At 66.5% G+C, this 25,999-nt stretch carries 27 protein-coding genes; 19 read left to right on the top strand and 8 right to left on the bottom strand.

The window, feature by feature from the left end:
* The first annotated feature begins 27 nt into the window (after positions 1 to 27).
* The 6 genes from A5740_RS07215 (at position 28) to A5740_RS07190 (ending at position 6,375) form a co-directional block, all read left to right on the top strand.
* Complete coding sequence (locus A5740_RS07215; protein ID WP_076192654.1) at positions 28 to 780, top strand: deoxyribonuclease IV; 753 nt, start codon at positions 28 to 30, stop codon at positions 778 to 780.
* A 66-nt stretch (positions 781 to 846) separates the two neighbouring features.
* Positions 847 to 1,974, top strand: a complete 1,128-nt coding sequence (locus A5740_RS07210; RefSeq protein ID WP_076192652.1) for a phosphatase PAP2 family protein — start codon at positions 847 to 849, stop codon at positions 1,972 to 1,974.
* A 222-nt stretch (positions 1,975 to 2,196) separates the two neighbouring features.
* On the top strand, positions 2,197 to 3,825 hold the full coding sequence (locus A5740_RS07205) for an acyl-CoA dehydrogenase family protein (RefSeq protein ID WP_076192651.1): 1,629 nt from the start codon (positions 2,197 to 2,199) through the stop codon (positions 3,823 to 3,825).
* Between the two features lie 87 nt (positions 3,826 to 3,912).
* The gene (locus A5740_RS07200; RefSeq protein ID WP_076192649.1) at positions 3,913 to 4,833 is read left to right on the top strand and encodes a crotonase/enoyl-CoA hydratase family protein; all 921 of its coding nucleotides are present in this window, start codon (positions 3,913 to 3,915) and stop codon (positions 4,831 to 4,833) included.
* A gap of 1 nt (position 4,834) precedes the next feature.
* On the top strand, positions 4,835 to 5,566 hold the full coding sequence (locus A5740_RS07195) for a PaaX family transcriptional regulator C-terminal domain-containing protein (RefSeq protein WP_076192648.1): 732 nt from the start codon (positions 4,835 to 4,837) through the stop codon (positions 5,564 to 5,566).
* Complete coding sequence (locus tag A5740_RS07190) at positions 5,563 to 6,375, top strand: crotonase/enoyl-CoA hydratase family protein (RefSeq protein WP_076192646.1); 813 nt, start codon at positions 5,563 to 5,565, stop codon at positions 6,373 to 6,375. The genes A5740_RS07195 and A5740_RS07190 overlap by 4 nt, the downstream gene beginning before the upstream one ends.
* On the opposite strand, the gene A5740_RS07185 is transcribed toward A5740_RS07190, so the two are convergent.
* Together A5740_RS07185 and A5740_RS07180 are read right to left on the bottom strand one after the other, a co-directional pair.
* A complete protein-coding gene (locus tag A5740_RS07185; protein WP_076192644.1) occupies positions 6,372 to 6,788 on the bottom strand; it encodes a DUF3060 domain-containing protein in 417 nt (138 codons plus the stop codon). The genes A5740_RS07190 and A5740_RS07185 overlap by 4 nt on opposite strands.
* A gap of 22 nt (positions 6,789 to 6,810) precedes the next feature.
* The gene (locus tag A5740_RS07180; RefSeq protein WP_076192642.1) at positions 6,811 to 7,200 is read right to left on the bottom strand and encodes a DUF3060 domain-containing protein; all 390 of its coding nucleotides are present in this window, start codon (positions 7,198 to 7,200) and stop codon (positions 6,811 to 6,813) included.
* A gap of 150 nt (positions 7,201 to 7,350) precedes the next feature.
* Here A5740_RS07180 and A5740_RS07175 point away from each other — a divergent pair, with 150 nt between their 5' ends.
* The 11 genes from A5740_RS07175 (at position 7,351) to A5740_RS07125 (ending at position 17,736) form a co-directional block, all read left to right on the top strand.
* Complete coding sequence (locus tag A5740_RS07175; RefSeq protein ID WP_076192641.1) at positions 7,351 to 7,929, top strand: DUF3558 domain-containing protein; 579 nt, start codon at positions 7,351 to 7,353, stop codon at positions 7,927 to 7,929.
* Positions 7,930 to 7,984: 55 nt separating this feature from the next.
* Positions 7,985 to 8,461 (top strand): DUF3558 domain-containing protein, encoded by a 477-nt coding sequence (locus A5740_RS07170; RefSeq protein WP_371454731.1) that lies wholly within the window; start codon positions 7,985 to 7,987, stop codon positions 8,459 to 8,461.
* A 92-nt stretch (positions 8,462 to 8,553) separates the two neighbouring features.
* Positions 8,554 to 9,177: a TetR/AcrR family transcriptional regulator gene (locus tag A5740_RS07165; protein WP_076192639.1), complete on the top strand. Its 624-nt coding sequence runs from the start codon at positions 8,554 to 8,556 to the stop codon at positions 9,175 to 9,177.
* A 270-nt stretch (positions 9,178 to 9,447) separates the two neighbouring features.
* Positions 9,448 to 9,822: a 30S ribosomal protein S12 gene (gene rpsL / locus A5740_RS07160; RefSeq protein WP_066901499.1), complete on the top strand. Its 375-nt coding sequence runs from the start codon at positions 9,448 to 9,450 to the stop codon at positions 9,820 to 9,822.
* The gene (gene rpsG, locus A5740_RS07155) at positions 9,822 to 10,292 is read left to right on the top strand and encodes a 30S ribosomal protein S7 (protein ID WP_018601866.1); all 471 of its coding nucleotides are present in this window, start codon (positions 9,822 to 9,824) and stop codon (positions 10,290 to 10,292) included. Before rpsL ends, rpsG begins: the two co-directional genes overlap by 1 nt.
* Positions 10,293 to 10,379: 87 nt before the next feature.
* Positions 10,380 to 12,482 carry an elongation factor G gene (gene fusA / locus A5740_RS07150; RefSeq protein WP_076192637.1) on the top strand — a complete coding sequence of 701 codons (2,103 nt, stop codon included), beginning with the start codon at positions 10,380 to 10,382 and terminating at the stop codon, positions 12,480 to 12,482.
* 90 nt (positions 12,483 to 12,572) lie between these two features.
* Complete coding sequence (gene tuf / locus A5740_RS07145) at positions 12,573 to 13,763, top strand: elongation factor Tu (protein ID WP_067765353.1); 1,191 nt, start codon at positions 12,573 to 12,575, stop codon at positions 13,761 to 13,763.
* A 167-nt stretch (positions 13,764 to 13,930) separates the two neighbouring features.
* Positions 13,931 to 14,938 carry a hypothetical protein gene (locus tag A5740_RS07140; protein WP_076192635.1) on the top strand — a complete coding sequence of 336 codons (1,008 nt, stop codon included), beginning with the start codon at positions 13,931 to 13,933 and terminating at the stop codon, positions 14,936 to 14,938.
* Positions 14,939 to 15,056: 118 nt separating this feature from the next.
* Positions 15,057 to 15,896, top strand: coding sequence for a cutinase family protein (locus tag A5740_RS07135; RefSeq protein WP_175616184.1), 840 nt, complete (start codon positions 15,057 to 15,059; stop codon positions 15,894 to 15,896).
* 56 nt (positions 15,897 to 15,952) lie between these two features.
* The gene (locus A5740_RS07130) at positions 15,953 to 16,786 is read left to right on the top strand and encodes an SHOCT domain-containing protein (RefSeq protein WP_076192633.1); all 834 of its coding nucleotides are present in this window, start codon (positions 15,953 to 15,955) and stop codon (positions 16,784 to 16,786) included.
* Positions 16,787 to 16,878: 92 nt separating this feature from the next.
* The gene (locus A5740_RS07125) at positions 16,879 to 17,736 is read left to right on the top strand and encodes a mycofactocin-coupled SDR family oxidoreductase (RefSeq protein ID WP_076192632.1); all 858 of its coding nucleotides are present in this window, start codon (positions 16,879 to 16,881) and stop codon (positions 17,734 to 17,736) included.
* A gap of 3 nt (positions 17,737 to 17,739) precedes the next feature.
* Here A5740_RS07125 and A5740_RS07120 read toward each other — a convergent pair whose 3' ends face one another.
* The 4 genes from A5740_RS07120 to ddaH are packed head-to-tail and all read right to left on the bottom strand — an operon-like array spanning position 17,740 to position 22,231.
* Positions 17,740 to 18,621 (bottom strand): universal stress protein, encoded by an 882-nt coding sequence (locus A5740_RS07120; RefSeq protein WP_076192630.1) that lies wholly within the window; start codon positions 18,619 to 18,621, stop codon positions 17,740 to 17,742.
* Positions 18,618 to 20,120 (bottom strand): amino acid permease, encoded by a 1,503-nt coding sequence (locus tag A5740_RS07115; RefSeq protein WP_076192628.1) that lies wholly within the window; start codon positions 20,118 to 20,120, stop codon positions 18,618 to 18,620. Before A5740_RS07115 ends, A5740_RS07120 begins: the two co-directional genes overlap by 4 nt.
* A gap of 27 nt (positions 20,121 to 20,147) precedes the next feature.
* Entirely contained in the window at positions 20,148 to 21,386 is a 1,239-nt protein-coding gene (gene rocD / locus A5740_RS07110; protein WP_076192626.1) for an ornithine--oxo-acid transaminase, read from the bottom strand.
* A complete protein-coding gene (ddaH, locus tag A5740_RS07105) occupies positions 21,383 to 22,231 on the bottom strand; it encodes a dimethylargininase (protein WP_076192895.1) in 849 nt (282 codons plus the stop codon). The genes rocD and ddaH overlap by 4 nt, the downstream gene beginning before the upstream one ends.
* Before the next feature lie 113 nt (positions 22,232 to 22,344).
* Between ddaH and A5740_RS07100 the strand changes: the two genes are divergently transcribed.
* Positions 22,345 to 22,806 carry an Lrp/AsnC family transcriptional regulator gene (locus tag A5740_RS07100; RefSeq protein ID WP_076192893.1) on the top strand — a complete coding sequence of 154 codons (462 nt, stop codon included), beginning with the start codon at positions 22,345 to 22,347 and terminating at the stop codon, positions 22,804 to 22,806.
* A 65-nt stretch (positions 22,807 to 22,871) separates the two neighbouring features.
* Entirely contained in the window at positions 22,872 to 24,059 is a 1,188-nt protein-coding gene (locus A5740_RS07095; RefSeq protein WP_076192625.1) for an NAD(P)/FAD-dependent oxidoreductase, read from the top strand.
* Positions 24,060 to 24,157: 98 nt separating this feature from the next.
* Here the strand turns inward: A5740_RS07095 and A5740_RS07090 are convergent, their stop codons facing one another.
* Together A5740_RS07090 and A5740_RS07085 are read right to left on the bottom strand one after the other, a co-directional pair.
* A complete protein-coding gene (locus A5740_RS07090) occupies positions 24,158 to 25,447 on the bottom strand; it encodes a VOC family protein (RefSeq protein WP_139334978.1) in 1,290 nt (429 codons plus the stop codon).
* Positions 25,444 to 25,959, bottom strand: a complete 516-nt coding sequence (locus A5740_RS07085; RefSeq protein WP_076192888.1) for an RNA polymerase sigma factor — start codon at positions 25,957 to 25,959, stop codon at positions 25,444 to 25,446. Before A5740_RS07085 ends, A5740_RS07090 begins: the two co-directional genes overlap by 4 nt.
* Between the last annotated feature and the right edge of the window lie 40 nt (positions 25,960 to 25,999).

Raw genomic sequence — 25,999 nt, 5'->3', positions numbered from 1 at the left:
TCGTCGGGCCCGCCTAGACTTGGCGGCGTGCTCATCGGCTCGCATGTAGACAACACCGATCCATTGGCCGCGGCCGCCGCCGACGGGGCCGACGTCGTCCAGTTCTTCCTCGGCAATCCGCAGAGCTGGAAGAAGCCCAAGCCGCGTGAGGATGCCGAAACTCTCAAGGCGTCCACCGTGCCGTTGTACGTTCACGCTCCCTATCTGATCAACGTGGCCTCGGCCAACAACCGGGTCCGCATCCCGTCCCGCAAGATCCTGCAGGACACGTGCGACGCCGCCGCCGAGATCGGCGCAACGGCGCTGATCGTGCACGGCGGCCATGCCGACGACAACGACATGGAGGCCGGGTTCGAACGCTGGGCCAAGGCGCTTGACTACCTGAACACCGACGTGCCGGTGTATTTGGAGAACACCGCCGGCGGTGACCACGCCATGGCCCGGCACTTCGACACCATCGCCAGGTTGTGGGACAGCATCGGGGACAAAGGGATCGGTTTCTGCCTGGACACCTGCCACGCCTGGGCGGCGGGGGAGGCCTTGATCGACGCGGTGGACCGGATCAAGGCGATCACCGGGCGCATCGATCTGGTGCACTGCAACGATTCCCGTGACGCCGCCGGCTCCGGCGCTGACCGGCACGCCAATTTCGGGGCCGGCCAGATCGATCCGCAGTTGCTGGCCGCGGTGGTCAAGGCGGCCGACGCGCCGGTGATCTGCGAGACCGCCGAGGCCGGACGCAAGGACGACATCGCATTCCTGCGCGAGCACGCCGGCTGACCGCATTAGAGAACCTGAACCGTTTTCAACCGCACGGCGACGACCAGGTGAACTAACGTCGCCTCTGTGACCGCGGTTGACGACTCGGTAACCGGCGAGGCCCCAGACAAGACCCCGGCGCAATGGGCGACCGTTGACACCCGTGCTCGCCGGCTGCGCCTGCTGCGGTACGCCGCGATTCTGACCTGGGCCGCGGTCGTCATCTACCGGACTGTCACCGACGGCTTTGCGTTCAACCGTGAGCTTTTGCTGCTCTACATCGCGACCGGTCTGCTGGCCGCCAGCATCGGCCAGGGGCGGCGGATGCTCTACGTGATTCGAGACTGGCTGCCGTTCGCGGTCGTGCTCGCCGCCTACGACCTCAGCCGCGGGGCGGCCACGCTGGTGGGCCGGCCGACCCTGTGGCACCGGCAGGTCGATGCCGATCGTTGGATGTTTTTCGGCACCGTGCCCACAGTGTGGTTGCAAGAGCGGTTGAAGCAGCTGCACCCGCCATGGTGGGAAGTGGTGATCAGCACCGTCTACATGTCGTTTTTCATCCTCCCGTACGTGGTCGCCGGGGTGTTGTGGCTGCGCGACCGGGAGGAGTGGAAGCGGTTCGTGCGCTTGTTCGTCGGGCTGTCGTTTGCGGCGCTGGCCGTCTACGCCCTGCTGCCGGCCGCACCTCCGTGGGCCGCGGCGCGCTGCACGGCCGACGACGTCGACGGCGGACCGTCCGGGCCGCGCTGCATGTTCCGCTCGGCGCGGGAGGCCGCCGACGGCGGTCTGCTGGGTGCCATGCAGGACAGTCAGAGCGGCGCACACGACTGGATCGAACGGATCGTCACGCGTGGCTGGGGCAAGCTGAACCTGCACACCGCCACGGCCCTGATCGACCAGGGGCAGGCCAGCGTGAATCTCGTCGCGGCGATCCCGTCCCTGCACGCCGGGCTGACCGCCGCCGTCGCCGTGTTCTTGTGGAACCGGGTCAACCGCGGCTGGCGGCCGTTCCTGGTGGCCTATCCGCTGATCATGGCGTTCACGTTGGTGTACACCGCCGAGCATTATGTGGTCGACATCCTGCTCGGCTGGACTTTGGCGGGCGTGGTGCTGTTTGCGCTCCATCGCTATGAGGGGTGGCGGTCGGGCCGGTCTGTCCCGGTTAAACGAGACGACGCGCAGTCGACGGCCGTCGCCGAACTCGACCCGGCCTGAGCGCCTGTCGCTGTGTCACGTCAGCGTGGCCGTCGAGCTCGAGAGTCAGGCCGGGGTGACGAGCCCGAGCTGCCGAACCGACCCCGCCCGTCGAGCGTCACGCTGGGGTGGCGGCGGGCTTCGACGGTCACCCCAGCGTGACAAAGCGGACGGTGAGACACGCCAAACGACCTGACTATTACAACTATTGTGCGGTTGTCGAAAATTTGTAACACTGAGGTCATGGTCGATACACATGTCGTCACCAATCAGGTCCCCCCACTGGAGGACTACAACCCCGCCACTTCGCCGGTGCTCGCCGAGGCGCTGATCCGCGAAGGCGGCGAGTGGGGCATCGACGAGGTCCACGAACTGGGCGCCGTCAACGGCAGTGTCCAGGCGCAGCGCTGGGGTGAACTGGCCGATCGCAACCAGCCGGTGCTGCACACCCACGATCGCTACGGGCACCGCATCGACGAGGTCGAGTACGACCCGGCCTACCACCAGCTGATGAACGTGGCCGTCACCCACGGCCTGCACGGCGCCCCGTGGGCAGATGACCGCGAGGGCTCGCACGTCGTGCGCGCAGCCAAGACCTCGGTGTGGACCGTCGAGCCCGGGCACATGTGCCCGATCTCGATGACCTACGCCGTCGTGCCTGCGCTGCGGTTCAACCCGGAGCTGGCCGCCATCTACGAGCCGTTGCTGACCAGTCGGGTCTATGACTCGGAACTCAAGCTCGCGACGACGAAAGCCGGAATCACGGCGGGCATGTCGATGACGGAGAAACAGGGCGGCTCCGATGTCCGCGCCGGCACCACCGAGGCCACGCCCAACAGCGACGGCACCTACTCGCTGCGCGGGCACAAGTGGTTCACCTCGGCACCGATGGGTGACATCTTCCTGGTGCTCGCCCAGGCCCCGGGCGGCCTGAGCTGTTTCTTCCTGCCGCGCATCCTGCCCGACGGCAGCCGCAACCGGATGTTCCTGCAGCGGCTCAAGGACAAACTCGGCAATCACGCCAACGCCTCCAGCGAGGTCGAGTACGACGGCGCCACCGCTTGGCTGGTCGGCGAGGAAGGCCGCGGTGTGCCGACCATCATCGAGATGGTCAACCTCACCCGCCTGGATTGCACGCTGGGCAGTGCCACCAGCATGCGCACCGGTCTGACCCGTGCGGTGCACCACGCCCAGCATCGAAAGGCCTTCGGCGCCTATCTGATCGACCAGCCGTTGATGCGCAACGTGCTCGCTGACCTGGCCGTGGAGGCCGAGGCTGCGACCATGCTGGCGATGCGGATGGCCGGCGCGACCGACAAGGCCGTCCGCGGTGACGACCGCGAGGCATTGCTGCGCCGGATCGGTCTGGCGGCAGGTAAGTACTGGGTGTGCAAGCGGGCCACCCCGCATGCCGCCGAAGCGATGGAATGCCTGGGCGGTAACGGTTATGTCGAGGATTCCGGGATGCCGCGGTTGTACCGCGAGGCCCCGCTGATGGGCATCTGGGAAGGCTCGGGCAACGTCAGCGCACTGGATACGTTGCGGGCCATGGCAACCCGTCCGGAGTCCGTCGAGGTGCTGTTCGACGAGCTCGCCAAGACCGCCGGGCAAGACCCCCGGCTGGATCGCCACGTCACCACGTTGCAGTCGGACCTGGGTGACTTCGAGACCATCCAGTACCGCGGCCGTAAGGTCGCCGAGGACATCTCGCTGGCGCTGCAGGGAGCGCTGCTGGTGCGCCACGGTCACCCGGCCGTGGCCGAGGCGTTCCTGGCCAGCCGGCTGGGCGGGCAGTGGGGTCAGGCCTTCGGCACACTGCCGACCGGACTGGACCTGGCGCCGATCCTCGAGCGGGCGTTGGTCAAGGGGTGACGGCCACTGCCGAACAGACACAAAACTGCCCTTTTCGAGCCAAAAGTGGGCAGGTTCGTGTCTGCTCGCGGGGAAGGTGACCAACGCATGACCGTCGATTTCGACAACCTCAAGACGATGACCTACGAGGTCACCGACCGGATCGCCCGAATCACGTTCAACCGTCCCGAAAAAGGCAACTCGATCGTCGCCGACACCCCGGTCGAGCTGCAGTCCCTCGTCGAACGTGCGGATCTGGATCCCGACGTCCACGTGATCCTGGTGTCCGGCCGCGGCGAAGGCTTCTGTGCCGGATTCGACCTGTCCGCCTACGCCGACGGAACCGGCGAGGCCGGGGGAGGCCGCTATGACGGCACTGTGCTGTCCGGCAGGACCCAGGCGATCAACCATCTTCCCGATCAACCGTGGGATCCGATGGTCGACTACCAGATGATGAGCCGGTTCGTGCGCGGGTTCTCCAGCCTCATGCACGCCGACAAGCCCACGGTGGTCAAGATCCACGGTTACTGTGTCGCGGGAGGCACCGACATCGCCCTGCACGCCGACCAGGTGATTGCCGCTGCCGACGCCAAGATCGGCTACCCGCCGATGCGGGTGTGGGGCGTTCCGGCCGCCGGACTGTGGGCGCACCGACTGGGGGACCAGCGCGCCAAACGTCTGTTGTTCACCGGGGATTGCCTCACCGGGGCTCAGGCGGCCGAGTGGGGTCTGGCTGTTGAGGCGCCGGAACCCGAAGACCTCGACGAACGGACCGAGCGCCTCGTGGCACGGATCGCGGCCATGCCGGTCAACCAGCTCATCATGGCCAAGCTGGCCTGCAACACCGCACTGCTGCAGCAGGGTGTGGCGACCAGCCGGATGGTCAGCACGGTGTTCGACGGCATCGCCCGGCACACACCGGAAGGGCACGCGTTCGTCTCCGACGCGGTTGAACACGGCTTCCGCGAGGCAGTGCGCCACCGCGATGAACCGATGGGTGACTACGGACGCCGGCCTTCTGGAGTCTGACATGCCCGGGCTCAAACGGATGACGGCTCGCTCAGTGGTGCTGAGCGTGCTGCTCGGTGCGCATCCGGCCTGGGCGAGTGCGGCCGAACTGATCAGGCTGACAGCCGATTTCGACATCAAGGAGCCGACGTTGCGGGTGGCGTTGACCCGTATGGTCAGCGCGGGCGATCTGGTTCGCTCCGAGGACGGCTACCGGCTGTCGGACCGGCTGCTGAACCGGCAGCGCCGCCAGGACGACGCGATCGATCCACGATTGCGTGAGTACGACGGCCAATGGCTGACGCTGGTCATCACCAGCGTCGGCACGGATGCCCGCACCCGGGCCTCGCTGCGGAACAGCCTGCAGCAGTACCGGTTCGGTGAACTGCGCGAGGGCGTGTGGATGCGGCCCGACAATCTCGAGCAGGCGTTGCCCGAAGAGATCACCGGCCGCGTGCGGCTGCTGCACACCCGGGACGACGATCCGGGCGGACTGGCCGCCGCGCTGTGGGATCTTCCCGGCTGGCGGCGTACCGGCGAGCAGTTGTTGGACGAGATGGCTACCGCAGCCGATGTGCCGGGAAGATTCATGGCTGCCGCCGGCATCGTGCGGCACCTTCTCGCCGACCCGGTACTACCCGACGAGCTGCTGCCGGACCGCTGGCCGGGCGCCGAATTACGTGAGGCGTACACCGATTTCGCCGCAGAACTCGTCGACCGGCGCGACCAGAACGAACTTATGGAGGCCACGTGAACGACGCCGTCCGGGTCGACCGCAACGGTGCGGTGACCACCGTCATCATCGACCGCCCGCATGCCCGCAACGCAGTCGACGGCCCCACTGCCGCGGCCCTGTTCGCCGCCTTCGAGCAATTCGATGCCGATGACGACGCCGCCGTTGCGGTGCTGACCGGTGCCGGCGGAACTTTCTGCGCCGGCGCCGATCTCAAGGCTTTCGGAACCCCGCAGATGAATCAACTGCACCGCACCGGGCCCGGTCCGATGGGGCCGAGTCGAATGGTGTTGTCCAAGCCGGTGATCGCCGCGATCAGCGGCCATGCTGTGGCCGGTGGTCTGGAGCTGGCCCTGTGGTGTGACCTCCGGGTGGTCGAAGAGGACGCCGTGATGGGGGTGTTCTGCCGCCGGTGGGGTGTGCCGCTGATCGACGGCGGCACCGTCCGCTTGCCGCGTCTGATCGGTCAGAGCCGGGCGATGGACCTGATCCTCACCGGGCGTGCCGTCGATGCGGCCGAAGCCCATGCGATCGGCCTGGCCAACCGCATCGTGCCCCGAGGGCAAGCCCGCCAACAGGCCGAGGAACTCGCCGCCGAACTGGCCCGCCTACCGCAGCAGTGCCTGCGGGCCGACCGGCTCTCGGCGCTCCATCAGTGGGGTGAAACCGAAGAGGCGGCAATGGAATTCGAGTTCGCCAGCATCGGCCGCGTGCAGGACGAGGCTGCCCACGGTGCGGGCCGGTTCGCTGCCGGCGCCGGTCGGCACGGGGCCCGTGCGGATCAAGCCGGTGCCGACCAAACCAGTGCCGACCAAACCAGTGCCGACTAACCCTTGTCGACGGTGTTGTTGGTCCCGGTGTTGTTCACCTTGGGGTCGCCCGCGGCGTAGTTGATGGTGTTGTTCAGCCCGACGATGGTCAGTGCCTTGTCGATCCGCTCGAAGGTGATCTTGTTGTCCGACCCGCCGATGTTGACGTTGGCGCAGGTGCCCTTGACCGTCAGCGTGTTGTTGGTGCCGCCGACCGTGAGCGATTTGCCGTCCCCGCAGTCGATCTCCGTCGTCGTGCCGACCGACATGTAGTTGATGGTGTTGCCGATCTCGACGTTGACGCCGGAGGATCCGGCGGTGGCGCTGGGGGTGGTGGTGTCGGAGCTCTCCGAACCACACGCCGAAAGCGTGAGCGCGGCAATGGCGGCACCGGCGCCGAGGATCAGCGGGGAGTAGCGAAAACGGGCGGTCACGGGTCTGTCTCTACTTTCTTCCTCAGGCGGGTACGCGGCCGAGTTGGTTGGTCATACCGAGTTCACGGCCGCGGTCGATCAGCGCCGGGTCACCGTTCTTGAAGAACACGGACTGGTCCCAGCCGTACACGGTGATGTCGTTGACGACGTTGTCGGCGATGACGACGTTGGACGATCCCTGCACCGTCACGGCCCAGCAGGTGCCCATCACGTTGATCCGGTTGCCGGTTCCGTTGACCAACAGCGTGGAGTTGTTGCAGTCCAAGGTTTGTTCGATGCCCTGACCGGTGATGTGGGTGTCACCGTTCTTGGCCGCTGCGCTGGGCGCCCCGACAGTGGAGGCAAGCGGCAGGGCGAGCACACCGATGGCCAGCCCAAGAAGCTTCGTCCGACTCACAGCTGTCCAATTCACGGTGAGATCCCCTTCCGATCCGCTCCAACGGAGAGTCCGCTGCAACGAAGAGTACGGGGCATCCTCGGCGCCGCGGCAAGTGTTGTCCAGTTTGACGCGGGGTCGCCGACGAGTCGCGGGCGGTGTCGGTGCTGGGTACCGTGGTCAGCAATGCGTCGGTGTGTTGCTCGGGCTGCTGCCGTGGCGGTCACAGCCGTGGTGACCGTCGCGGGGTGTGCGCACACCATCGACGGGGCGGCTCGGCGCGCGTCGACCGAGACCGCCGATCCCGACCGCAGCTTCGGATACGTCGACGACCGGTGCGGACTGCTGGTCGACAGCACGATCCAGGAGCTTCTCGCCGCCGACAACATCGTGCGCCCCTACAGCGGTGCGGTATGTCAGTACGTGTTGTCGCGAAAGGCCGGGCCGGCCGCCGAACCCGGATCACTGGCGATGCTCGACGTCCTCTTCTCCTGGTTCGAGGACGGATCTCTGGCCCGTGAGCGGGCGGTGGCGCAGCGCCGCAATGGCGAGATCACCGATGTCGTGGTGGAACGGCACCAGGCCTTCCTGGCCCGACGAGACGTCACGGGCGCGGCCTGTTCGGCGACGGCGGCCGCCGGATCCGGTGTGATCAGTTGGTGGGTGCAGTTCCGCGGTGTCGGCAGCAGCGGTCCTGCCGGCAAGGGTGACCCGTGCCGCGACGCCAAGAAGCTGCTGTCGGCCACCCTCCAATCGGAACTCTGACGTGGCGCACCGCTCCCGCACTGTGATGTGCCTGGCTGCCGTGGCGGCCGGGATGATGACGTTGGCTGCCTGCTCGCGGACCGACACGGCCGCGCCTCCCGAGCCGGAATCCGTCGACGGAGGATTTCGCAGCGCGGAGTGCAACGGCATCACCGATGCCGACATCGCCGAGGCGGCGGGCTCGTCGATGTTCAGCAAGGCCGTGGTCAGCGACACCGGCTGCTTCTGGCAGGAGAACTCGATGCTGGGCACCTTCGGTGCGGGCATGGGTATTTCCACCTGGTGGTACCGGGGCAGCGACATGGACACCGAGCGCACCTTGGAGACCAGGGCCGGACGGACCCTGACCGAGCTGACGATCGACGGCAACAAGGGTTTCCGTGCGGCGGACGCGAACGTGTGCAGCATCTATGTGGCCAAAGGGGATGACGTCATCACCTGGTCGATCCAGACGATGAACCCGGCGATGCTGCCCGACCTGTGTCAGATCACCGAGAAACTCGCCCGGCTCAGTCAGGACCGGGTGAACTGATCTGCGCTGCCTGAGGGGCTAGAGTTTCACGGCGGAGCCAACTGGGGCGTCCCTCTCATCAGCAATCTCATCGACCCGAAGGCAGTGCGCACATGTCAGCTCGGCCGGAGCCACAGGCGGCTGGCACCAAGCGTGCCCAGGTACGGCCGGCGCGGACCACCAAGCTCAGCCGCGAGACCATCGTCAACGCGGCGCTGACATTCCTGGACCGTGAAGGTTGGGATGCGTTGACGATCAATGCACTCGCCGGGCAGCTCGGCACCAAGGGTCCGTCCCTCTACAACCACGTGCACAGCCTCGACGACCTGCGCCGCACGGTCCGGATGCGGGTCATCGACGACATCATCGAGATGCTGAACACCGTCGGCGCCGGCCGGACCCGCGATGACGCGGTGTCGGTGATGGCCAGTGCCTACCGCAGCTATGCGCATCACCATCCGGGCCGCTACTCGGCATTCACCCGCATGCCGTTCGGCGGCGACGATCCGGAGTACTCGGCCGCCACCCGGGCCGCGGCCGGACCGGTGATCGAGGTGCTGTCCTCTTATGGGCTGGAGGGTGAGGACGCCTTCTACGCCGCACTGCAGTTCTGGTCGGCCCTGCACGGTTTTGTCCTGCTGGAAATGACGGGTGTGATGGATGACATCGACACCGATGCGGTGTTCACCGATATGCTTCGCCGGTTGGCCTCGGGTATGGGGCAAACGGGGTCGTAGCGTCTGACCTGGGGATAGACTGTCGCGAGCGGGTTTGGTTCGGCACGGCCAGCCCTGGTATTGTGGTAGATCGTGCCTGGCCGGAAGGCGCACGCGGCTGAGTGCTTCGCAAGCGTGCCCGCACGCCGGGCCAATTTGCATGTCTATCACGCATCGGAATTCCGCCGGTGTAGGAACGTGCGACACGCCCGGACGCGGGGTACGCGACCGGGGGATAACTGCAGTACAGAGACTTAGAACAGCAAGAAGCAACACAGAGAAAGCCGGTACATGCCAACCATCAACCAGCTGGTCCGCAAGGGTCGCCGCGACAAGGTCGCCAAGGTGAAGACGGCGGCTCTCAAGGGCAGCCCGCAGCGCCGCGGCGTGTGCACCCGCGTGTACACCACCACCCCGAAGAAGCCGAACTCGGCGCTTCGCAAGGTCGCACGCGTGAAGCTGACCAGCGCGGTCGAGGTCACCGCCTACATCCCCGGCGAGGGCCACAACCTGCAGGAGCACTCGATGGTGCTGGTGCGCGGCGGTCGTGTGAAGGACCTCCCCGGCGTCCGTTACAAGATCATCCGCGGGTCGCTCGACACCCAGGGTGTCAAGAACCGCAAGCAGGCCCGTAGCCGTTACGGCGCGAAGAAGGAGAAGAGCTGATGCCGCGCAAGGGACCCGCGCCGAAGCGTCCGTTGGTCAACGATCCGGTTTACGGGTCGCAGCTGGTCACCCAGCTGGTCAACAAGGTTCTGCTGGACGGCAAGAAGTCGCTGGCCGAGCGCATCGTCTACGGTGCGCTGGAGCAGGCCCGCGACAAGACCGGTACCGATCCGGTCGTCACCCTCAAGCGTGCGCTGGACAACGTCAAGCCCGCCCTTGAGGTGCGCAGCCGCCGCGTCGGTGGTGCCACCTACCAGGTTCCGGTCGAGGTTCGTCCCGATCGCTCCACCACGCTGGCCCTGCGCTGGCTGGTGAGCTTCTCCAAGGCCCGTCGCGAGAAGACCATGGTCGAGCGCCTCGCCAACGAGATCCTGGATGCCAGCAACGGCCTGGGTGCCGCTGTGAAGCGTCGTGAGGACACTCACAAGATGGCCGAAGCGAACCGGGCTTTCGCGCACTACCGCTGGTGATACCCGCGCCCGGCATCCAGCGTCGGGTGCCAACGGGCGCGTAATCGAACACCTAATCAAGCAAGCGAAAGAGTTGGGAAGACTTCCGTGGCACAGGACGTGCTGACTGACCTGAACAAGGTCCGCAACATCGGCATCATGGCGCACATCGACGCCGGCAAGACGACGACGACAGAGCGCATCCTCTATTACACCGGCGTCAACTACAAGATCGGTGAGACGCACGACGGTGCCTCCACGACCGACTGGATGGAGCAGGAGCAGGAGCGTGGTATCACCATCACCTCCGCCGCCGTCACCTGCTTCTGGAACGGCAACCAGATCAACATCATCGACACCCCCGGGCACGTCGACTTCACCGTTGAGGTGGAGCGCAGCCTGCGCGTGCTCGATGGTGCCGTCGCCGTCTTCGACGGCAAGGAAGGTGTCGAGCCGCAGTCCGAGCAGGTGTGGCGTCAGGCCGACAAGTACGACGTGCCGCGGATCTGCTTCGTCAACAAGATGGACAAGCTCGGCGCGGACTTCTACTTCACCGTGCAGACCATCAAGGACCGCCTGGGTGCCAAGCCGCTGGTGATCCAGCTGCCGATCGGTGCCGAGAACGACTTCGAGGGCATCGTCGACCTGGTCGAGATGAAGGCCAAGGTGTGGCGCGGCGAGACCAAGCTCGGTGAGAGCTACGAGACCGTCGACATCCCGGCCGATCTGGTCGAGAAGGCCGAGCAGTACCGCAGCGAGCTGCTGGACACCGTCGCCGAGACCGACGAGGAGCTTCTGGAGAAGTACCTCGGCGGCGAAGAGCTCACCATCGACGAGATCAAGGGCGCCATCCGCAAGCTGACCGTCAGCAGCGAGCTGTACCCGGTGCTGTGCGGCAGTGCGTTCAAGAACAAGGGCGTGCAGCCCATGCTGGACGCCGTCATCGACTACCTGCCCTCGCCGCTGGACGTCGAGTCCGTCAAGGGCCACGTCCCCGGCAAGGAGGACGAAGAGGTCCTGCGCAAGCCGTCGACCGACGAGCCGTTCTCCGCGCTGGCGTTCAAGATCGCCGTGCACCCGTTCTTCGGCAAGCTGACCTACGTCCGGGTGTACTCGGGCAAGGTCGAGTCCGGTGCGCAGGTCATCAACGCCACCAAGGGCAAGAAGGAGCGGCTGGGCAAGCTGTTCCAGATGCACGCGAACAAAGAAAACCCTGTGGAATCCGCCTCCGCTGGTCACATCTACGCCGTGATCGGTCTGAAGGACACCACCACCGGCGACACCCTGTGCGATCCGAACCAGCAGGTCGTCCTCGAGTCGATGACCTTCCCGGATCCGGTCATCGAGGTGGCCATCGAGCCCAAGACCAAGAGTGACCAGGAGAAGCTGGGCACCGCGATCCAGAAGCTGGCCGAAGAGGATCCCACCTTCAAGGTCCACCTGGACCAGGAGACCGGCCAGACCGTCATCGGCGGTATGGGCGAGCTGCACCTCGACATCCTCGTCGACCGCATGCGTCGCGAGTTCAAGGTCGAGGCAAACGTCGGCAAGCCGCAGGTGGCCTACCGTGAGACCATCCGCCGCAAGGTGGAGAAGGTCGAGTTCACCCACAAGAAGCAGACGGGTGGCTCCGGCCAGTTCGCGAAGGTGCTGATCGACCTCGAGCCGTTCGTCGGCGAGGACGGTGCCACCTACGAGTTCGAGAACAAGGTCACCGGTGGCCGCATCCCGCGTGAGTACATCCCGTCGGTGGATGCCGGTGCGCAGGACGCGATGCAGTACGGCGTGTTGGCCGGCTACCCGCTGGTGAACATCAAGGTGACGCTGCTTGACGGCGCCTACCACGAGGTCGACTCCTCGGAAATGGCGTTCAAGGTGGCGGGTTCGCAGGTGCTGAAGAAGGCCGCTCAGGCGGCCCAGCCGGTCATCCTGGAGCCCATCATGGCTGTCGAGGTCATCACACCCGAGGACTACATGGGTGACGTGATCGGCGACCTGAACTCCCGCCGTGGTCAGATCCAGGCCATGGAGGAGCGCAGCGGTGCACGTGTCGTCAAGGCGCAGGTGCCGTTGTCGGAGATGTTCGGCTATGTCGGCGACCTTCGGTCGAAGACCCAGGGCCGGGCGAACTACTCCATGGTGTTCGACTCGTACGCCGAGGTTCCGGCGAACGTGTCGAAGGAGATCATCGCGAAGGCGACGGGTCAGTAAGCTCTGGCCCGCCCGCCTCGGCGGAATCACAACTGAACACATCAACACTGCTTAAGTACAAGCACCAACACAGTCCAGGAGGACACCACAGTGGCGAAGGCGAAGTTCGAGCGGACGAAGCCGCACGTCAACATCGGGACCATCGGTCACGTTGACCACGGCAAGACCACGCTCACCGCAGCAATCACCAAGGTTCTGCACGACAAGTACCCCGATTTGAACGAGTCGCGCGCATTCGACCAGATCGACAACGCGCCTGAAGAGCGTCAGCGCGGTATCACCATCAACATCTCGCATGTTGAGTACCAGACCGAGAAGCGCCACTACGCACACGTGGACGCTCCCGGCCACGCCGACTACATCAAGAACATGATCACCGGTGCCGCCCAGATGGACGGCGCGATCCTGGTGGTTGCCGCGACCGACGGCCCGATGCCGCAGACCCGCGAGCACGTTCTGCTGGGCCGTCAGGTGGGTGTGCCCTACATCCTCGTGGCGCTGAACAAGTCGGACATGGTCGACGACGAGGAGCTCCTCGAGCTCGTCGAGATGGAGGTCCGCGAACTGCTGGCCGCCCAGGACTTCGACGAGGACGCTCCGGTCATCCGGGTTTCCGCTCTGAAGGCGCTCGAGGGTGACCCGAAGTGGGTCAAGTCGGTCGAGGACCTCATGGAGGCCGTCGACGAGTCGATCCCGGATCCGGTTCGTGAGACCGACAAGCCGTTCCTGATGCCCGTCGAGGACGTTTTCACCATCACCGGTCGTGGCACCGTGGTGACCGGTCGCGTCGAGCGTGGCGTGATCAACGTCAACGAAGAGGTCGAGATCGTCGGCATCCGCCCGACCACGACCAAGACCACCGTTACCGGTGTGGAAATGTTCCGCAAGCTGCTCGACCAGGGCCAGGCCGGCGACAACGTCGGTCTGCTGGTTCGTGGCATCAAGCGCGAGGACGTCGAGCGTGGCCAGGTCGTGGTCAAGCCCGGCACCACCACCCCGCACACCGAGTTCGAGGGCAGCGTCTACATCCTGTCCAAGGACGAGGGCGGCCGCCACACGCCGTTCTTCAACAACTACCGTCCGCAGTTCTACTTCCGTACCACGGACGTGACCGGCGTGGTGACCCTGCCCGAGGGCACCGAGATGGTGATGCCCGGTGACAACACCGACATCTCCGTCAAGCTGATCCAGCCCGTCGCCATGGACGAGGGCCTGCGCTTCGCGATCCGCGAAGGCGGCCGTACCGTCGGCGCCGGCCGGGTCACCAAGATCATCAAGTGATTGTGATCTGACCTAGCACGACGAACGGCGCTCACCCGAAAGGGTGGGCGCCGTTTGCTATTCGGCGAGCAGCGGACGTTGATACTGCCGACTCGGTATAGTGCGCCATTAGCCGATGGCGAATAGAGTTGACGGCTACGACCTACCGCCGAAAGCCGAGGTGTGACGTGGACGTCGAGGAAACCGAACCGATCCCGACGGTGACGACCCGCGCCGAGCAGATCCGTGGTCAACTGACGCCGTCGCGAGTCATCGCGGGTGTGTCGACGACAGTCGCGGTGGTCGCGGTAGCGGCGCTGATCGGGGTGACGACAAAGCGGCCGGACACCGCACCGGCCGAGAACACGAGTCCGGCGGTCGCCGCATCGCCGCCCGTGGTGCATACACCGGCAACGGGACCGGCAGAGGCGCCTGCGCCGGCGGAACCGGTAGCGGCCCGCTCGGTCACACCCAACCTGGAGGCACTTCTGCCGACGTCACCGTCGACATCTGCCCCGAAGCCCCCTGCCGCGGCCACGTCCGCCATCGATTCGGGTGGGGGACTGGCCGACATCTTCGCCGTCCCGAACATCTCGTCGGATCCGGCTGTTTCGGCGGCTCCGCCGGCTCCGGCTGTTTCGGCGGCTCCGCCGGCCGCGGCAGTCTCACCGCCCGCACAGCTCCCGGCGGCGGCCGCACCCGCCTGGCCGACATTCGACTTCGGTACCGCGTACGACTCGTGGCAGACCGCCGCAGCGGCCGCCAACGCTGCGCCCGCCGTCAATGCCGTGATCAGTGCCGTGACCGGGACCACGGGGTGGGTCGGCAACGGGGCGCTGAACGTGTTGGCCGACTTCCTCATCACGTGGGCCAACCAAAATGGCCAGAATCCCTGGGGGAATCCCGCGGTACCTCCGGCGGACAGCCTGGCGGCGTTGATGCTGGGCCCGGCCGTTACGGCCGGCGCCAACATTCCTACCGTGGACTGGACGAAGGTGCCGCCGCCGCAGCTGGCACCGATCGATTGGACGAAGGTGCCCCCGCCGCAGCTGCCGTCGATCGATTGGACGAAGATTCCGCCGCCGCAGCTGCCACCGATCGATTGGACGAAAATTCCCCCGCCGCAGCTGCCGCACTTCGAGGATCCGTTCGCCAAGCTGCCGAGCATCACCCGGGCGATCGGGCTACCGTTCTGATTCACCCGGGTGGCGGGCGCCGCTGTTGTGTGCCGGCCTGGATTCTCGTTCGGTGTAACGCGTGTGACGGCTGAGCCGATCTCTATTGCATAGATGGGCTACACGGGTTGGGGACAACATGAAGCGACGGATGTGGGCGTGGGCTGCGGCGGCCGTGCTCGGTGGCGCGGCGGTGGGTTTGGCCGCGGGCCCGGCACAGGCGGCGCCCGGCTGTCCGGACGTGCACTGGATCGGCGTCGCCGGCTCCGGTGAGCGTGACGATCCGACGGTCGACGCCGGCATGGGTCGCGTCGTCTACAACTCTCTGCGCGACCTCGGCGGATGGGTGCAGCAGGACGGCCGGACCATGACGGCCGAGGCCGTGGTCTACCCGGCCGCGCCGGTACCCGCAGACGGTGACCTGCTCGGCTGGGGCGGATTCATGAGCAGTGTGGACGCCGGGGTGGCGGCGCTGGCCAACCAGTATGCGGCGTTCACCCAGCAGTGTCCGTCCAGCAAGGTGGTTCTGGCCGGCTACTCGCAGGGGGCGATGGTGGTGCACCGGAATCTGGCGCCGCTGGCCGGTAGCCCGAATCTGGTGGCCGCCCTGCTGGTCGCCGATGGCGACCGGTTGCCGACCGACCCCACCCTCAACCTCGGCACGGCGACCGCAATACGCGGAGGCGGTAAAGGCGTCGCGCAGGACTGGCCGATCCTGGCGCACGCCCCGGGCCCGCTGCCCGCCACGATCGGCAACCGCACGATCAGCGTGTGCGACCGCGGTGACGCGGTCTGTGATTACGATTCGGACGCCGACGAGGTGACCGCCACCGCGATTGCCGTGCACACCAGCTACGCCCGCTCCAGCAGCGGCGGATACCGGTGGACCCGGTCGCTGTACGGGTTGCTGGGCCCGTCGTCGATACCGCAGCAGACGGTGCCGGTGGCCGGGTCGACGGATGGAGTCGTTCACTCCTGATCTGAGTGGTTGCGGGCGCTAATCTGATGGCGCCCAGCCGACGACGGGAGCGCGCGATGTCCACTTTCTGGCGGTACGTACGCATCCAGGCTTTCGTCCTGATGTGTGGCATCGTCGGCCCGATCTTCTTGACCATCTACTTCGTTACTGGCGGCGACCCGATGATGAAGTGGATGTTCTGGACCGGCTTGCTGATCACGGCGATCGACGTGCTGATCGCGCTGGGAATCACCGCCGCCGGATCGAGATCGGCCGCGCAGAACTCCAGACTCGAACAGGTCGGTGTGTTGGCGCTGGCCCAGGTCACCGGGATCCATGAGACCGGAACCCGCATCAACGAACAGCCTTTGGTCAAACTGGATCTGCAGATCTCCGGACCCGGCTTCACGCCGTTCGCCACCCAGGACCGGGTGCTGGCCTCGGTGTCGCGGCTTCCGATGATCACCAACCGCACGTTGGTGGCGCTCGTCGACCCCACCACCAACGAATACCGGATCGATTGGGAGAGAAGCAGTTTGGTCAGCGGACTGATGCCCGCGACGTTCACTCTGGCCGACGAGAACAAAACCTACGACCTGACCGGTCAAACCGGTCCGCTGATGGAGATCCTGCAGGTCCTCAAGGCGCACGGCATCAGGATCGACAACATGATCGATCTGCGGTCCAATCCGGCTGCCCGCGAAGAGGTCCAGGCCGTGGTGCGACGCGTGGCGGCCGCGGCCGCACCTGCGGCACCCGCACCGCCACCGGCACCGGGCGCACCGTTGCTCGTGCCGCCGGCACCCTCGACAGCGCAACGTCTCCAGGAGCTCGAGACCTTGCGTGCGACGGGCGCCATCAGCGAGGACGAGTACACCGCGAAACGACAGCAGATCATCGCCGAACTCTGACTTTGGGTTATCCCACTGGCCGGACCCAGTCCAGGAACACGTTCTACTTCTGGTGTTAGCCTGTGCCCAGACTTAGGTGAAAGGACCCTGGCATGGCGGCAGGTAAGGCAACGTCGTTGGAAGGTCGGGTGGCGTTTGTCACCGGCGCTGCACGCGGTCAAGGGCGGGCCCACGCGGTGCGATTGGCCAACGAGGGCGCCGACATCATCGCGATCGACGTGTGCCGACCGGTCGACGGCACCATCACCTACCCGGCCGCGACGTCGGAGGATCTGGCCGAGACGGTCGCCGCGGTGGAGGCCGCCGGCCGCAAGGTACTCGCGCGTGAGGTCGACATCCGCGACCTGGCCGCCCAGCAGCAGGTGGTGGCCGACGGTGTCGAGCAGTTCGGCCGGCTCGACATCGTGGTGGCCAACGCCGGTGTGCTCAGCTGGGGTCGGTTGTGGGAACTGAGCCCAGAACAGTTCGACACCGTGATCGACGTGAACCTCAACGGCACCTGGCGGACCATCCGCGCCGCGGTGCCGGCCATGATCGACGCCGGCAACGGCGGGTCGATCATCATCGTCAGTTCGTCGGCCGGTGTGAAAGCCACTCCGGGCAACGGCCATTACGCGGCCTCGAAGCACGGCCTGGTGGCGTTGACCAACACGCTGGCGCTCGAGGTGGGCGAGTACGGCATCCGGGTCAACTCGATCCACCCGTACTCGATCGACACTCCGATGATCGAGCCGGAGGCCATGGCCGAGATCTTTTCCAAGTTCCCGAGCTTCCTGCACAGCTTCGCTCCCATGCCGTATCACAAGGTGACCGATGGCAAGAACGAGGGACTTGCAGCGTTCATGGCGCCCGAGGAAGTCGCCGATGTGGTGGCGTGGCTGGCCGGTGACGGGTCGGCCACGTTGTCGGGCAGCCAGATCGCGGTCGATCGCGGCGTACTCAAGTACTGAGGTTCAGCCGGGGAGCACCAGCACCGGAACCGGGCTGTGCCGCAGGATCTTCGATCCGTGCGGGCCGAGAAACACCCGCGCCACCGCCCCGACCGGAGTGGTGCCGATCGCCAGGATCTCCCCGTCGAGCCAGTCGGTGGCGTCGAGCGCCTCACGCCAGTTGTCGCCGGTGACGACCTGCCGATCCACGCCGCCGTCGACCACCGCGTCGTCGCGCAACCGGTCCAGCGCCTGCCGAGCCTGCTTCGCCCACTCCTGCAGAATGGCGTCCTCGGCGTACAACCCGACAGTGGACGGGTACATGTTGCGTCCCCGCACGGCGAAAGTGACGACACGCATGGGCGTATCGAGCCGTCGGCTCAGCTCGGTCACCTGCCGAACCACCGCCACCGCCTCTGGCGTGCCCGGGTAGGCACATGTGATCCGCGTCAGTGCACCGGTTTTCGGCCGACGGTAGCCACGGGGGCTGATCGCCAACGGAACCGGGCAGGAGTGCAACAGCCGATCGGCGGTCGACCCCACCACCACCTGACCCAGTTGTCCGTCAGCGGCCGAGCCGAGCACCAACACCTCGGCGTCGAGCGCAGCGACGGCATCCAACAGACCTTCGGCGGCCGAGCGGTGCGCGAACTGGTGGAAGCTGAGGCCCAGGCCGGCGTCGAAGGCGCTGAGGTGCCGGCGCGCCTCCTCGGCGGAGAACTTGGCCAATTGTGTGGCGTACTGGGCATATTCGGCGTCGACGCGGGCCGGTGACGGGTTCATCCACGGTCGGGGGACAACGGTGGCCACCGCCAGGGAGGTGTCGAGTGTGCGGGCTGCGCCGACCGCGAGGTGCAGCGGTGCGGACCCGCCCTTGCCGGCAAGGTAGCCGACGACGACGGTCACCGGGTCTCCTCGGGCGTGGTTGCCACGTCATCCACCCCGGCCGTCACCCCCGGGAGGCAACCGTCACCTCCGTCGTTGAGCGCGCTGTGATGCCGACTCCACACCAGGTAGAACACCAACACCGCGGCGACCCAGAGGCCGAACCACAGCCAGGTGACGTAGGGCAGGCCGTAGAGCACGAACAGGCAGGCCAGCACCGAAAGCACCGGAGTCACCGGATATCCCGGCACCTTGAAGGCCCGCGGCAGATCCGGCTCCCGCACCCGCAGGATGATCACCCCGATCGAGACCACGATGAATGCCACCAGCGTGCCGATGGACACCAGATCCCACAGATAGTCCAACGGCACGAATCCGGCCAGGCAGCCGGTGACCACGGCGACCACGATCGTGTTGTTGACCGGGGTCATGGTGCGCGGGTTGACCTTCGCGAACAGTGGCGGCAGCAGGCCGTCGCGGCCCATCGCGAACAGGATGCGGGTCTGGCCGTACATCACCACCAGGGTGACCGAGAAGATCGAGATGACCGCGCCCGCAGCCAGAATCGTGCTGGCCCAGGTCTGCCCGTGCAGAACGTTGGTGAGCATGACCGACAAGCCGGCCTCGGCCTGTTCGTCGGAACCGAAGGCATCGGCGGACTGTGTGCCCAGGCCGGCGAACGCCACCAGGATGTAGACGCTGGTGACCACCACCAGAGCCCCGAGAATCGCCCTGGGCATGGTCTTTTGCGGATTCCTGACCTCATCGCCTGCCGTCGACACCGCGTCCAGACCGATGAAGGTGAAGAAGATGGTGCCGGCCGCCGCGGTGATGCCGGTGAACCCCTTGTCCCAGAACCCGGCGAAATGATCGGTGGTGAATGCGGTGCACGCGACGGCGACGAACATGCCGAGGACGCACAGTTTGAGGAGCACCATGATCGTGTTGACGGCTGCGGATTCACTGGCCCCGCGAATCAGCAGGAGCGCGCACATCATGATCAACACGGTCGCGGGCAGGTTGATGATCCCGGGGTCGTCACCCCACGGGGCCGCCGACAGGGCGTGTGGCAGCCGCCAACCGAAGACGTTCTCCAACAGCTTGTTCAGGTAGCCGCTCCAGCCGACCGCGGTCGCCGACATCGACACGCCGTATTCGAGCAGCAGGCAGGCCGCGACGCCCATGGCGACGAACTCGCCCATCGTGGTGTAGGCGTAGGAGTAGGTGGAACCTGAAACCGGCACGGCAGCAGCCATTTCCGCATAGCAGATGGCCGACAGTCCGGCGGCGATGCCGGCGACCACGAAGGAGACGAGAACCGCGGGACCGGCTTTGGGAACGGCCTGTTGCAGCACGATGAAGATGCCGGTGCCGACCGTCGCCCCGACACCGAACAAGGTGAGCTGGAACGTGCCGATGCTTCGGCGGAGATGGTCTGAAGCGCCGTGGGCCACCGGCGCACCGATGACCGGCCTTCGCCGCAGCATCTGGCCGGTCAGGTTGTTGGCTGGGGCGGACATCGTGCCTCCTTGGTGCCGATCAACCGATTATCGGCGCGCCTCGGCCAAGGTGTCAGCGAATTGGTCAACGGCCCAGTCGAGCTCGTCGGCGGTCACCACCAGGGGCGGCGCGAACCGCAAGGTCGAGCCGTGGGTGTCCTTGACCAGGACACCGCGTTCGGCCAGCGCCAGTCCGAACTGCTTGCCGGTGCCCAGCGCCGGATCGATGTCCACGCCGGCCCACAGGCCCATACCCCGCACAGCAGCGACACCGTGGCCGACGAGTTGTCTCAGGCGTTCATGCAGACGCTCACCGAGTTCGGCTGAGCGGCGCTGGAATTCGCCACGACGCAAAATCCCGATCACCGTGGTGCCGATCGTCGCGGCCAACGGGTTGCCGCCGAAGGTCGAGCCGTGCTCGCCGGGGTGCAGCACACCCAGTACGTCGCGATCGGCCACCACGGCAGACAGCGGGACCACACCACCGCCCAGAGCCTTGCCGAGCAGGTACACGTCGGGGGCCACGTCCCAGTGGTCACAGGAGAATGTCCGGCCGGTGCGGGCCAGCCCGGACTGAATCTCGTCCGCGATCATCAGCACATTGTTCTTGGTGCAGATTTCCCGGACCCGAGGTAGGAAGTCGGCGGGCGGGACGACGACGCCGGCCTCGCCCTGGATGGGTTCGATCAGCACCGCCACGGTGTTCTCGTCGATCGCCTCTTCGGTTGCCCGATGGTCCCCGAAGGGCACGCAGCGGAATCCCGGGGTGTACGGGCCGAAACCGCGACGCGCGGTGTCATCGTCGGAAAAACTGATGATCGTGGTGGTACGGCCATGGAAGTTGTTGTGCGCCACGATGATGTTCGCAGCGCCGGCGGGCACGGCTTTGACGTCGGTGCCCCACTTGCGAGCCACCTTGATGCCGCTCTCCACGGCCTCGGCGCCGGTGTTCATCGGCAACACCAGGTCCTTGCCGCACAACCCGGCCAACGCTTCGGCGAATGGGCCGAGCGCCTCGGAGTGGAACGCGCGGCTGACGAGCGTGAGCCGGTCCAGTTGAGCGTGCGCGGCGGCCATGATCTCCGGGTTACGGTGGCCGAAGTTCACCGCCGAATAGGCGGCCAGACAATCCAGGTAGCGGCGGCCGCTCACATCGGTGATCCAGGCTCCCTCGGCGCTCTCGGCGACCACCGGCAGCGGTGAGTAGTTGTGCGCGACATGGCGTTTGTCGAGCTCGATGGCCGAGGCGGTCGCGGTGATTCGGTGTCCGCGGTCCAGGGTGGTCATGGATGCAGCTCCAACGTGCAGCATTTGACGGATCCGCCACCTTTGAGAAGCTCGGACAGGTCGACGCCGATCGGCTCGAATCCGGCGCGTCGCAGTTGATCGGCGAACCCGGTGGCGGCCGTTGGCAGCACCACATGCCGACCGTCCGACACGACATTGAGGCCCAGCACGTAGGCGTCGGTCGAGTCCACTTCGATGGTGTCGCCGAACAGTTCGTGCAGCGTTCGACGCGAGGCGGCGCTGAAGGCCGGTGGATAGTAGGCAATGGTCGAGTCGTCGAGCACGGCCAGCGCGGTGTCGAGGTGATAGAACCGCGGGTCGACGAGCTCGAGGCTGGTCACCGGCAGGCCGGTGCAAGTCGCGATCTCAACGTGGGCCCGCCGGTCGGTACGAAAACCGTATCCGGCCAACAGGGTTGATCCGACCAGCAGCAGGTCGCCCTGGCCCTCGTTGACGTGTTCGGTGTACCGCGGGCGGTAGCCGCGCGCGGTCATCCACTCGGCATATGCCTCGGTCTCCTCGGCGCGCTGCGCAAAGGCGAAGCGGGCCACCACGGCGGTGTCGCCGATCAGGAAGCCGCCGTTGGCGGCGTACACCATGTCGGGCAGGCCGGGGCGAGGGGTGACGAGTTCGACGGAGTGGCCGAGATCGGTGTAGACCTGCCGCAACGTCTCCCACTGGGCGAGCGCGAGCGCCGGGTCCACCGGGACGGTGACGTCCATCCACGGGTTGATGGCGTATTCGACGGTGAAGTGCTGCGGCGCGGTCATGGCGTAGCGACGCGGCGTCGGGGGGCGGGCGGGCGCCGCCGCGGAGTCGGCGATGACTTCGTCGGAAATCGTCATCATCTGACGATAGGAAGCCCGATACCCGCAATCAATCGCTACCCGTTGCGTTCATTGCGGGCATATTTTGCGTCAAAGGCGGAATGGTGGAGGTTTGTTGCGTGGAGGTCGCGGTGGAGCATCTGGACGACACGGATGAGCGGATCCTGGCCGAACTCACCGAGCACGCCAGGGCGACATTCGCCGAGATCGGCCAACGGGTGAATCTCTCGGCGCCCGCAGTCAAACGGCGGGTCGATCGCATGGTCGCCGCGGGGGTGATCCGCGGCTTCACCACCGTCATCGACCGGAATGCCCTCGGCTGGCGCACCGAGGCGTATGTGCAGGTGTTCTGCCAGGGCGCCATCGCCCCTGATCAATTGCGCGCGGCCTGGATCGACATCCCAGAGGTGGTGAGTGCGGCCACGGTGACCGGCACCGCCGACGCGATTCTTCATGTACTGGCCCGCGATATGCGTCATCTCGAGGAGGCACTGGAACGTATCCGCACCACGGCCCGCATCGAGCGCAGCGAGAGCATCGTGGTGCTGTCCAACCTCATCGACCGCGGCGTGCCTGACCCGGATGTGACGTGAGCAGGTGGCCAGCGCAAACGTAGGGTGGCGCACAACGCTCAACGGCGATCGTGTAAAAACCCCACGTGACTACATCAACGGGATCAGCGGCGGGCATCGTCATCGTCGGCGGTGGTCTGGCTGCCGCCCGGACGGCCGAACAGCTGCGCCGTTCAGAGTTCACCGGGCCCGTCACGATCGTCAGTGACGAGGACCATCTGCCCTACGACCGGCCGCCGCTGTCCAAGGAAGTGCTGCGCGCCGAGACCGACGACGTCACGCTCAAGCCGGCCGAGTTTTATGCCGAGAACGACATCACGTTGCGGCTCGGCTCGGCGGCGCAGTCGGTGGACACCGCCGCCAAGAAGCTGACGTTGGCCGACGGTACCGAGGTGGCCTACGAAGAGCTCATCATCGCCACCGGACTGGTCCCCAAGCGCATCCGGTCCTTCGGCGACTTGGCGGGGATCCACGTGTTGCGGTCCTACGACGAGAGCATGGCCCTGCGTGAGGACGCCGGGAAGGCCCGGCGGGCCGTGGTGGTGGGGGCCGGCTTCATCGGCTGCGAGGTGGCTGCGAGCCTGCGCAAGCTCGGTGTCGAGGTGGTACTGGTGGAGCCACAGCCGACGCCGCTGGCTTCGGTGCTGGGCGAGAAGATCGGTGCGCTGGTGACCCGGCTGCACGAGGCCGAGGGTGTCGATGTGCGCTGCGGTGTCGGCGTCACCGAGGTCCGCGGTACCGACAAGGTCGAGCAGGTGGTGCTGGGCGACGGCACCGAGCTCGATGCCGACCTCGTGGTGGTGGGTATCGGCTCGCATCCGGCGGTCGACTGGCTGGAAGGCAGCGGCATCGAGCTGGACAACGGCGTGGTCTGCGATGACCTGGGACGCTCCAGCGCGCCCAATGTATGGGCCATCGGCGATGTGGCGTCGTGGCGGGACCACGTGGGTGGCCAAGTGCGCGTTGAGCATTGGAGCAACGTCGCCGACCAGGCGCGGGCCATGGTGCCGGCGATGCTGGGTCAGGAGGCCTCCCCGGTGGTCTCGGTGCCGTACTTCTGGAGCGATCAGTACGACGTCAAGATCCAGTGCCTGGGCGAGCCCGAGGCCGACGACGTGGTGCATGTGGTGGAAGACGACGGCCGCAAGTTCCTGGCTTTCTACGAGCGTGACGGCGTGGTGGTCGGCGTCGTCGGCGGCGGCATGCCCGGCAAGGTGATGAAGGCCCGCGGCAAGATCGCCGCAGGCGCCCCCATCTCCGACGTCTTGGGCTGACGCTCCTGCCGAACACTTCCTGCCGAGCAGACACAAACCCGTACCTTTTCGCTTGAAATGGTATGGGTTTGCGTCTTCTCGCGGAGAGAACGTCGCGGTCAGAACTGGCCGAGGTAGAACCGGGACCCCTGGTCGTCGGTGCATTCGGCCATCAATCCGTAGGGCTGTCGTGACGGCTCCTGCAGCACGGTGCCGCCGGCCTCGCGGACCCGGTCGACCGCGGCGTCGATGTCGGCGACCGTCCACATCGGCACAGCGGTGGACCGCGCCGCGCCGCCGGCCATACCCGACATGGGTTGGCTGCCCTGGACAGCCCAGCCGTCATCGATGCGCCCCGGCTCGAAGCTCCAGGACAGTACCCGGCCGTAGAACTCCTTGAATGCCGCCGAATCGGTGACCTCATAGGTGAGGTATGAAAGTTCGCCCGGCCCAGCCCCGTTGAGTTCAGGGCGGGGGACCGCGATGGCCGGCTGGAACACCGCGAACGCGGTACCGTCCGGGTCGGTGGCGTCGAGGACCGTGCCGAACTCCCGCACCTGCGGTTCGCCCACGGTGCCACCGGCGGCGGTGATGGCCTGCCGCGCCTCGTCCAGATCGGCCACCGCATAGCAGCAGAACAGCGTGGGCGGACCGTCGGCATCGAAGATCCCGATGTGCTGCTCGGTGTTGGTGACCTGGCGGGTGGCCGGATCGAAGGTCCAGCCCAGGACGTGGCCGTAGAAGCGGGCGGCACGCTCGATATCCGGTGCCCAGACAGAGACGTAGCCGACGTCGCCGTGCTGAATTCTCCCGGTGGCGGCGCCGACGCCGGTCACCGGTCCCGAGAGCATCCAGCGGTGCCCGGACGGATCGATGATGGTGGCGGTGCGGGTGCCGTAGTTCTCGTACGGCTCCCGTTGCACCTGGGCTCCACCGTCTCGGGCCCGCTCCAGCGCTTCGTCGGTGTGGGGCACGTGCAGCATCAAGCTCACCGAGTTCTCCTGGGAAAGGGGCGCTTTCAGTCCCATCTCGGGAAACTCGTCAGCCAGGTAGAACACTCCGCCGGCAATCTCCAGTTCGGCGTGTCCGATGCGGCCGTCGTCCATCACGATGGGTTCGTCACGGAGTTCGGCGTCGAACACGTCGACGTACCAGGCGATTGCCCCGCGGGCGTCCCGGACAGCCAGATAGGGGATCATCGCGGACCGTGGAACGGGTCGGCTGTCGCTCGGTTCGTTCAGTTCTGCGATGGCAGTGGCGGTTCCACTCATGTCGACTCCTTGGGTGCGTTCGGGAAGGGTGAGGGCCGATTCGAGCCGGGCCCGGAGTCGGGCCGCGAACGCCGGATCGGGGGAGACCGGCCGGTCGTCGCCGTTCAGCACGGTCAACGGATCGTGGCTGTTGATCACGACGTCCCTCCCTCCGGTGTCGGGTATTCGGATCTGAAGGCGCGGCGTGCCCGCACCAGTAGCGCCTCGGTGGCGTGCACCGTGCGACCGATCAGTTCGGCGCACTCACCGACGGTGCAGTCGTCGAGGTAACGCAGGACCAGCACTGTCCGGTGGTGTTCGGGCAGGCGGGCCAGGACCGCCTCGGCGACAAGGCGATCCAGTTCGGCGTCCCAGTCGTCGATGGGGGCCACCGGTTCGGGTAGCTCGGCCACCGGCACGGTGAACCGGTCATGGCGGCGCCGGTAGTGGTCGGCGAGTTTGTGTCGGGCCACCCCGATCAGCCAGGGCACCGACATCGGAGGCGGCGACGGCTTGCGGGCTGCGTCCATTGCAGCCAGGAACGTCTCCGACGTCAGGTCCTCGGCAGTTCCGCGGTCACCACAGCGGCGTACGAAGTACCCGTACACCGCCGGTAACGCCTCGTCGTACAGCGCCAGCAGCTTCCGCGGAGCGTCTGTTTCGGCGCTCACACCGTTATCGTCGCCGCCGGGCACCGAACTCCGACGCCCG

It is taken from the genome of Mycobacterium sp. GA-1841, from assembly GCF_001954135.1.
In the GTDB taxonomy this organism is placed as follows: Bacteria; Actinomycetota; Actinomycetes; order Mycobacteriales; family Mycobacteriaceae; genus Mycobacterium.
This window is presented reverse-complemented; position numbering and strand designations above follow the sequence as displayed.

Excerpts from the sequence above, each read along its gene's own strand:
- A5740_RS07205 (WP_076192651.1), top strand. The coding sequence starts at position 2,197 with ATGGTCGATACACATGTCGTCACCAATCAGGTCCCCCCACTGGAGGAC.
- A5740_RS07200 (WP_076192649.1), top strand. The coding sequence starts at position 3,913 with ATGACCGTCGATTTCGACAACCTCAAGACGATGACCTACGAGGTCACC.
- A5740_RS07195 (WP_076192648.1), top strand. The coding sequence starts at position 4,835 with ATGCCCGGGCTCAAACGGATGACGGCTCGCTCAGTGGTGCTGAGCGTG.
- A5740_RS07115 (WP_076192628.1), bottom strand. The coding sequence starts at position 20,120 with ATGTCCGCCCCAGCCAACAACCTGACCGGCCAGATGCTGCGGCGAAGG.
- A5740_RS07135 (WP_175616184.1), top strand. The coding sequence starts at position 15,057 with ATGAAGCGACGGATGTGGGCGTGGGCTGCGGCGGCCGTGCTCGGTGGC.
- ddaH (WP_076192895.1), bottom strand. The coding sequence starts at position 22,231 with ATGACGATTTCCGACGAAGTCATCGCCGACTCCGCGGCGGCGCCCGCC.
- A5740_RS07130 (WP_076192633.1), top strand. The coding sequence starts at position 15,953 with ATGTCCACTTTCTGGCGGTACGTACGCATCCAGGCTTTCGTCCTGATG.
- rocD (WP_076192626.1), bottom strand. The coding sequence starts at position 21,386 with ATGACCACCCTGGACCGCGGACACCGAATCACCGCGACCGCCTCGGCC.
- rpsG (WP_018601866.1), top strand. The coding sequence starts at position 9,822 with ATGCCGCGCAAGGGACCCGCGCCGAAGCGTCCGTTGGTCAACGATCCG.
- A5740_RS07175 (WP_076192641.1), top strand. The coding sequence starts at position 7,351 with ATGCGTCGGTGTGTTGCTCGGGCTGCTGCCGTGGCGGTCACAGCCGTG.
- rpsL (WP_066901499.1), top strand. The coding sequence starts at position 9,448 with ATGCCAACCATCAACCAGCTGGTCCGCAAGGGTCGCCGCGACAAGGTC.
- A5740_RS07170 (WP_371454731.1), top strand. The coding sequence starts at position 7,985 with ATGACGTTGGCTGCCTGCTCGCGGACCGACACGGCCGCGCCTCCCGAG.
- A5740_RS07165 (WP_076192639.1), top strand. The coding sequence starts at position 8,554 with ATGTCAGCTCGGCCGGAGCCACAGGCGGCTGGCACCAAGCGTGCCCAG.
- A5740_RS07125 (WP_076192632.1), top strand. The coding sequence starts at position 16,879 with ATGGCGGCAGGTAAGGCAACGTCGTTGGAAGGTCGGGTGGCGTTTGTC.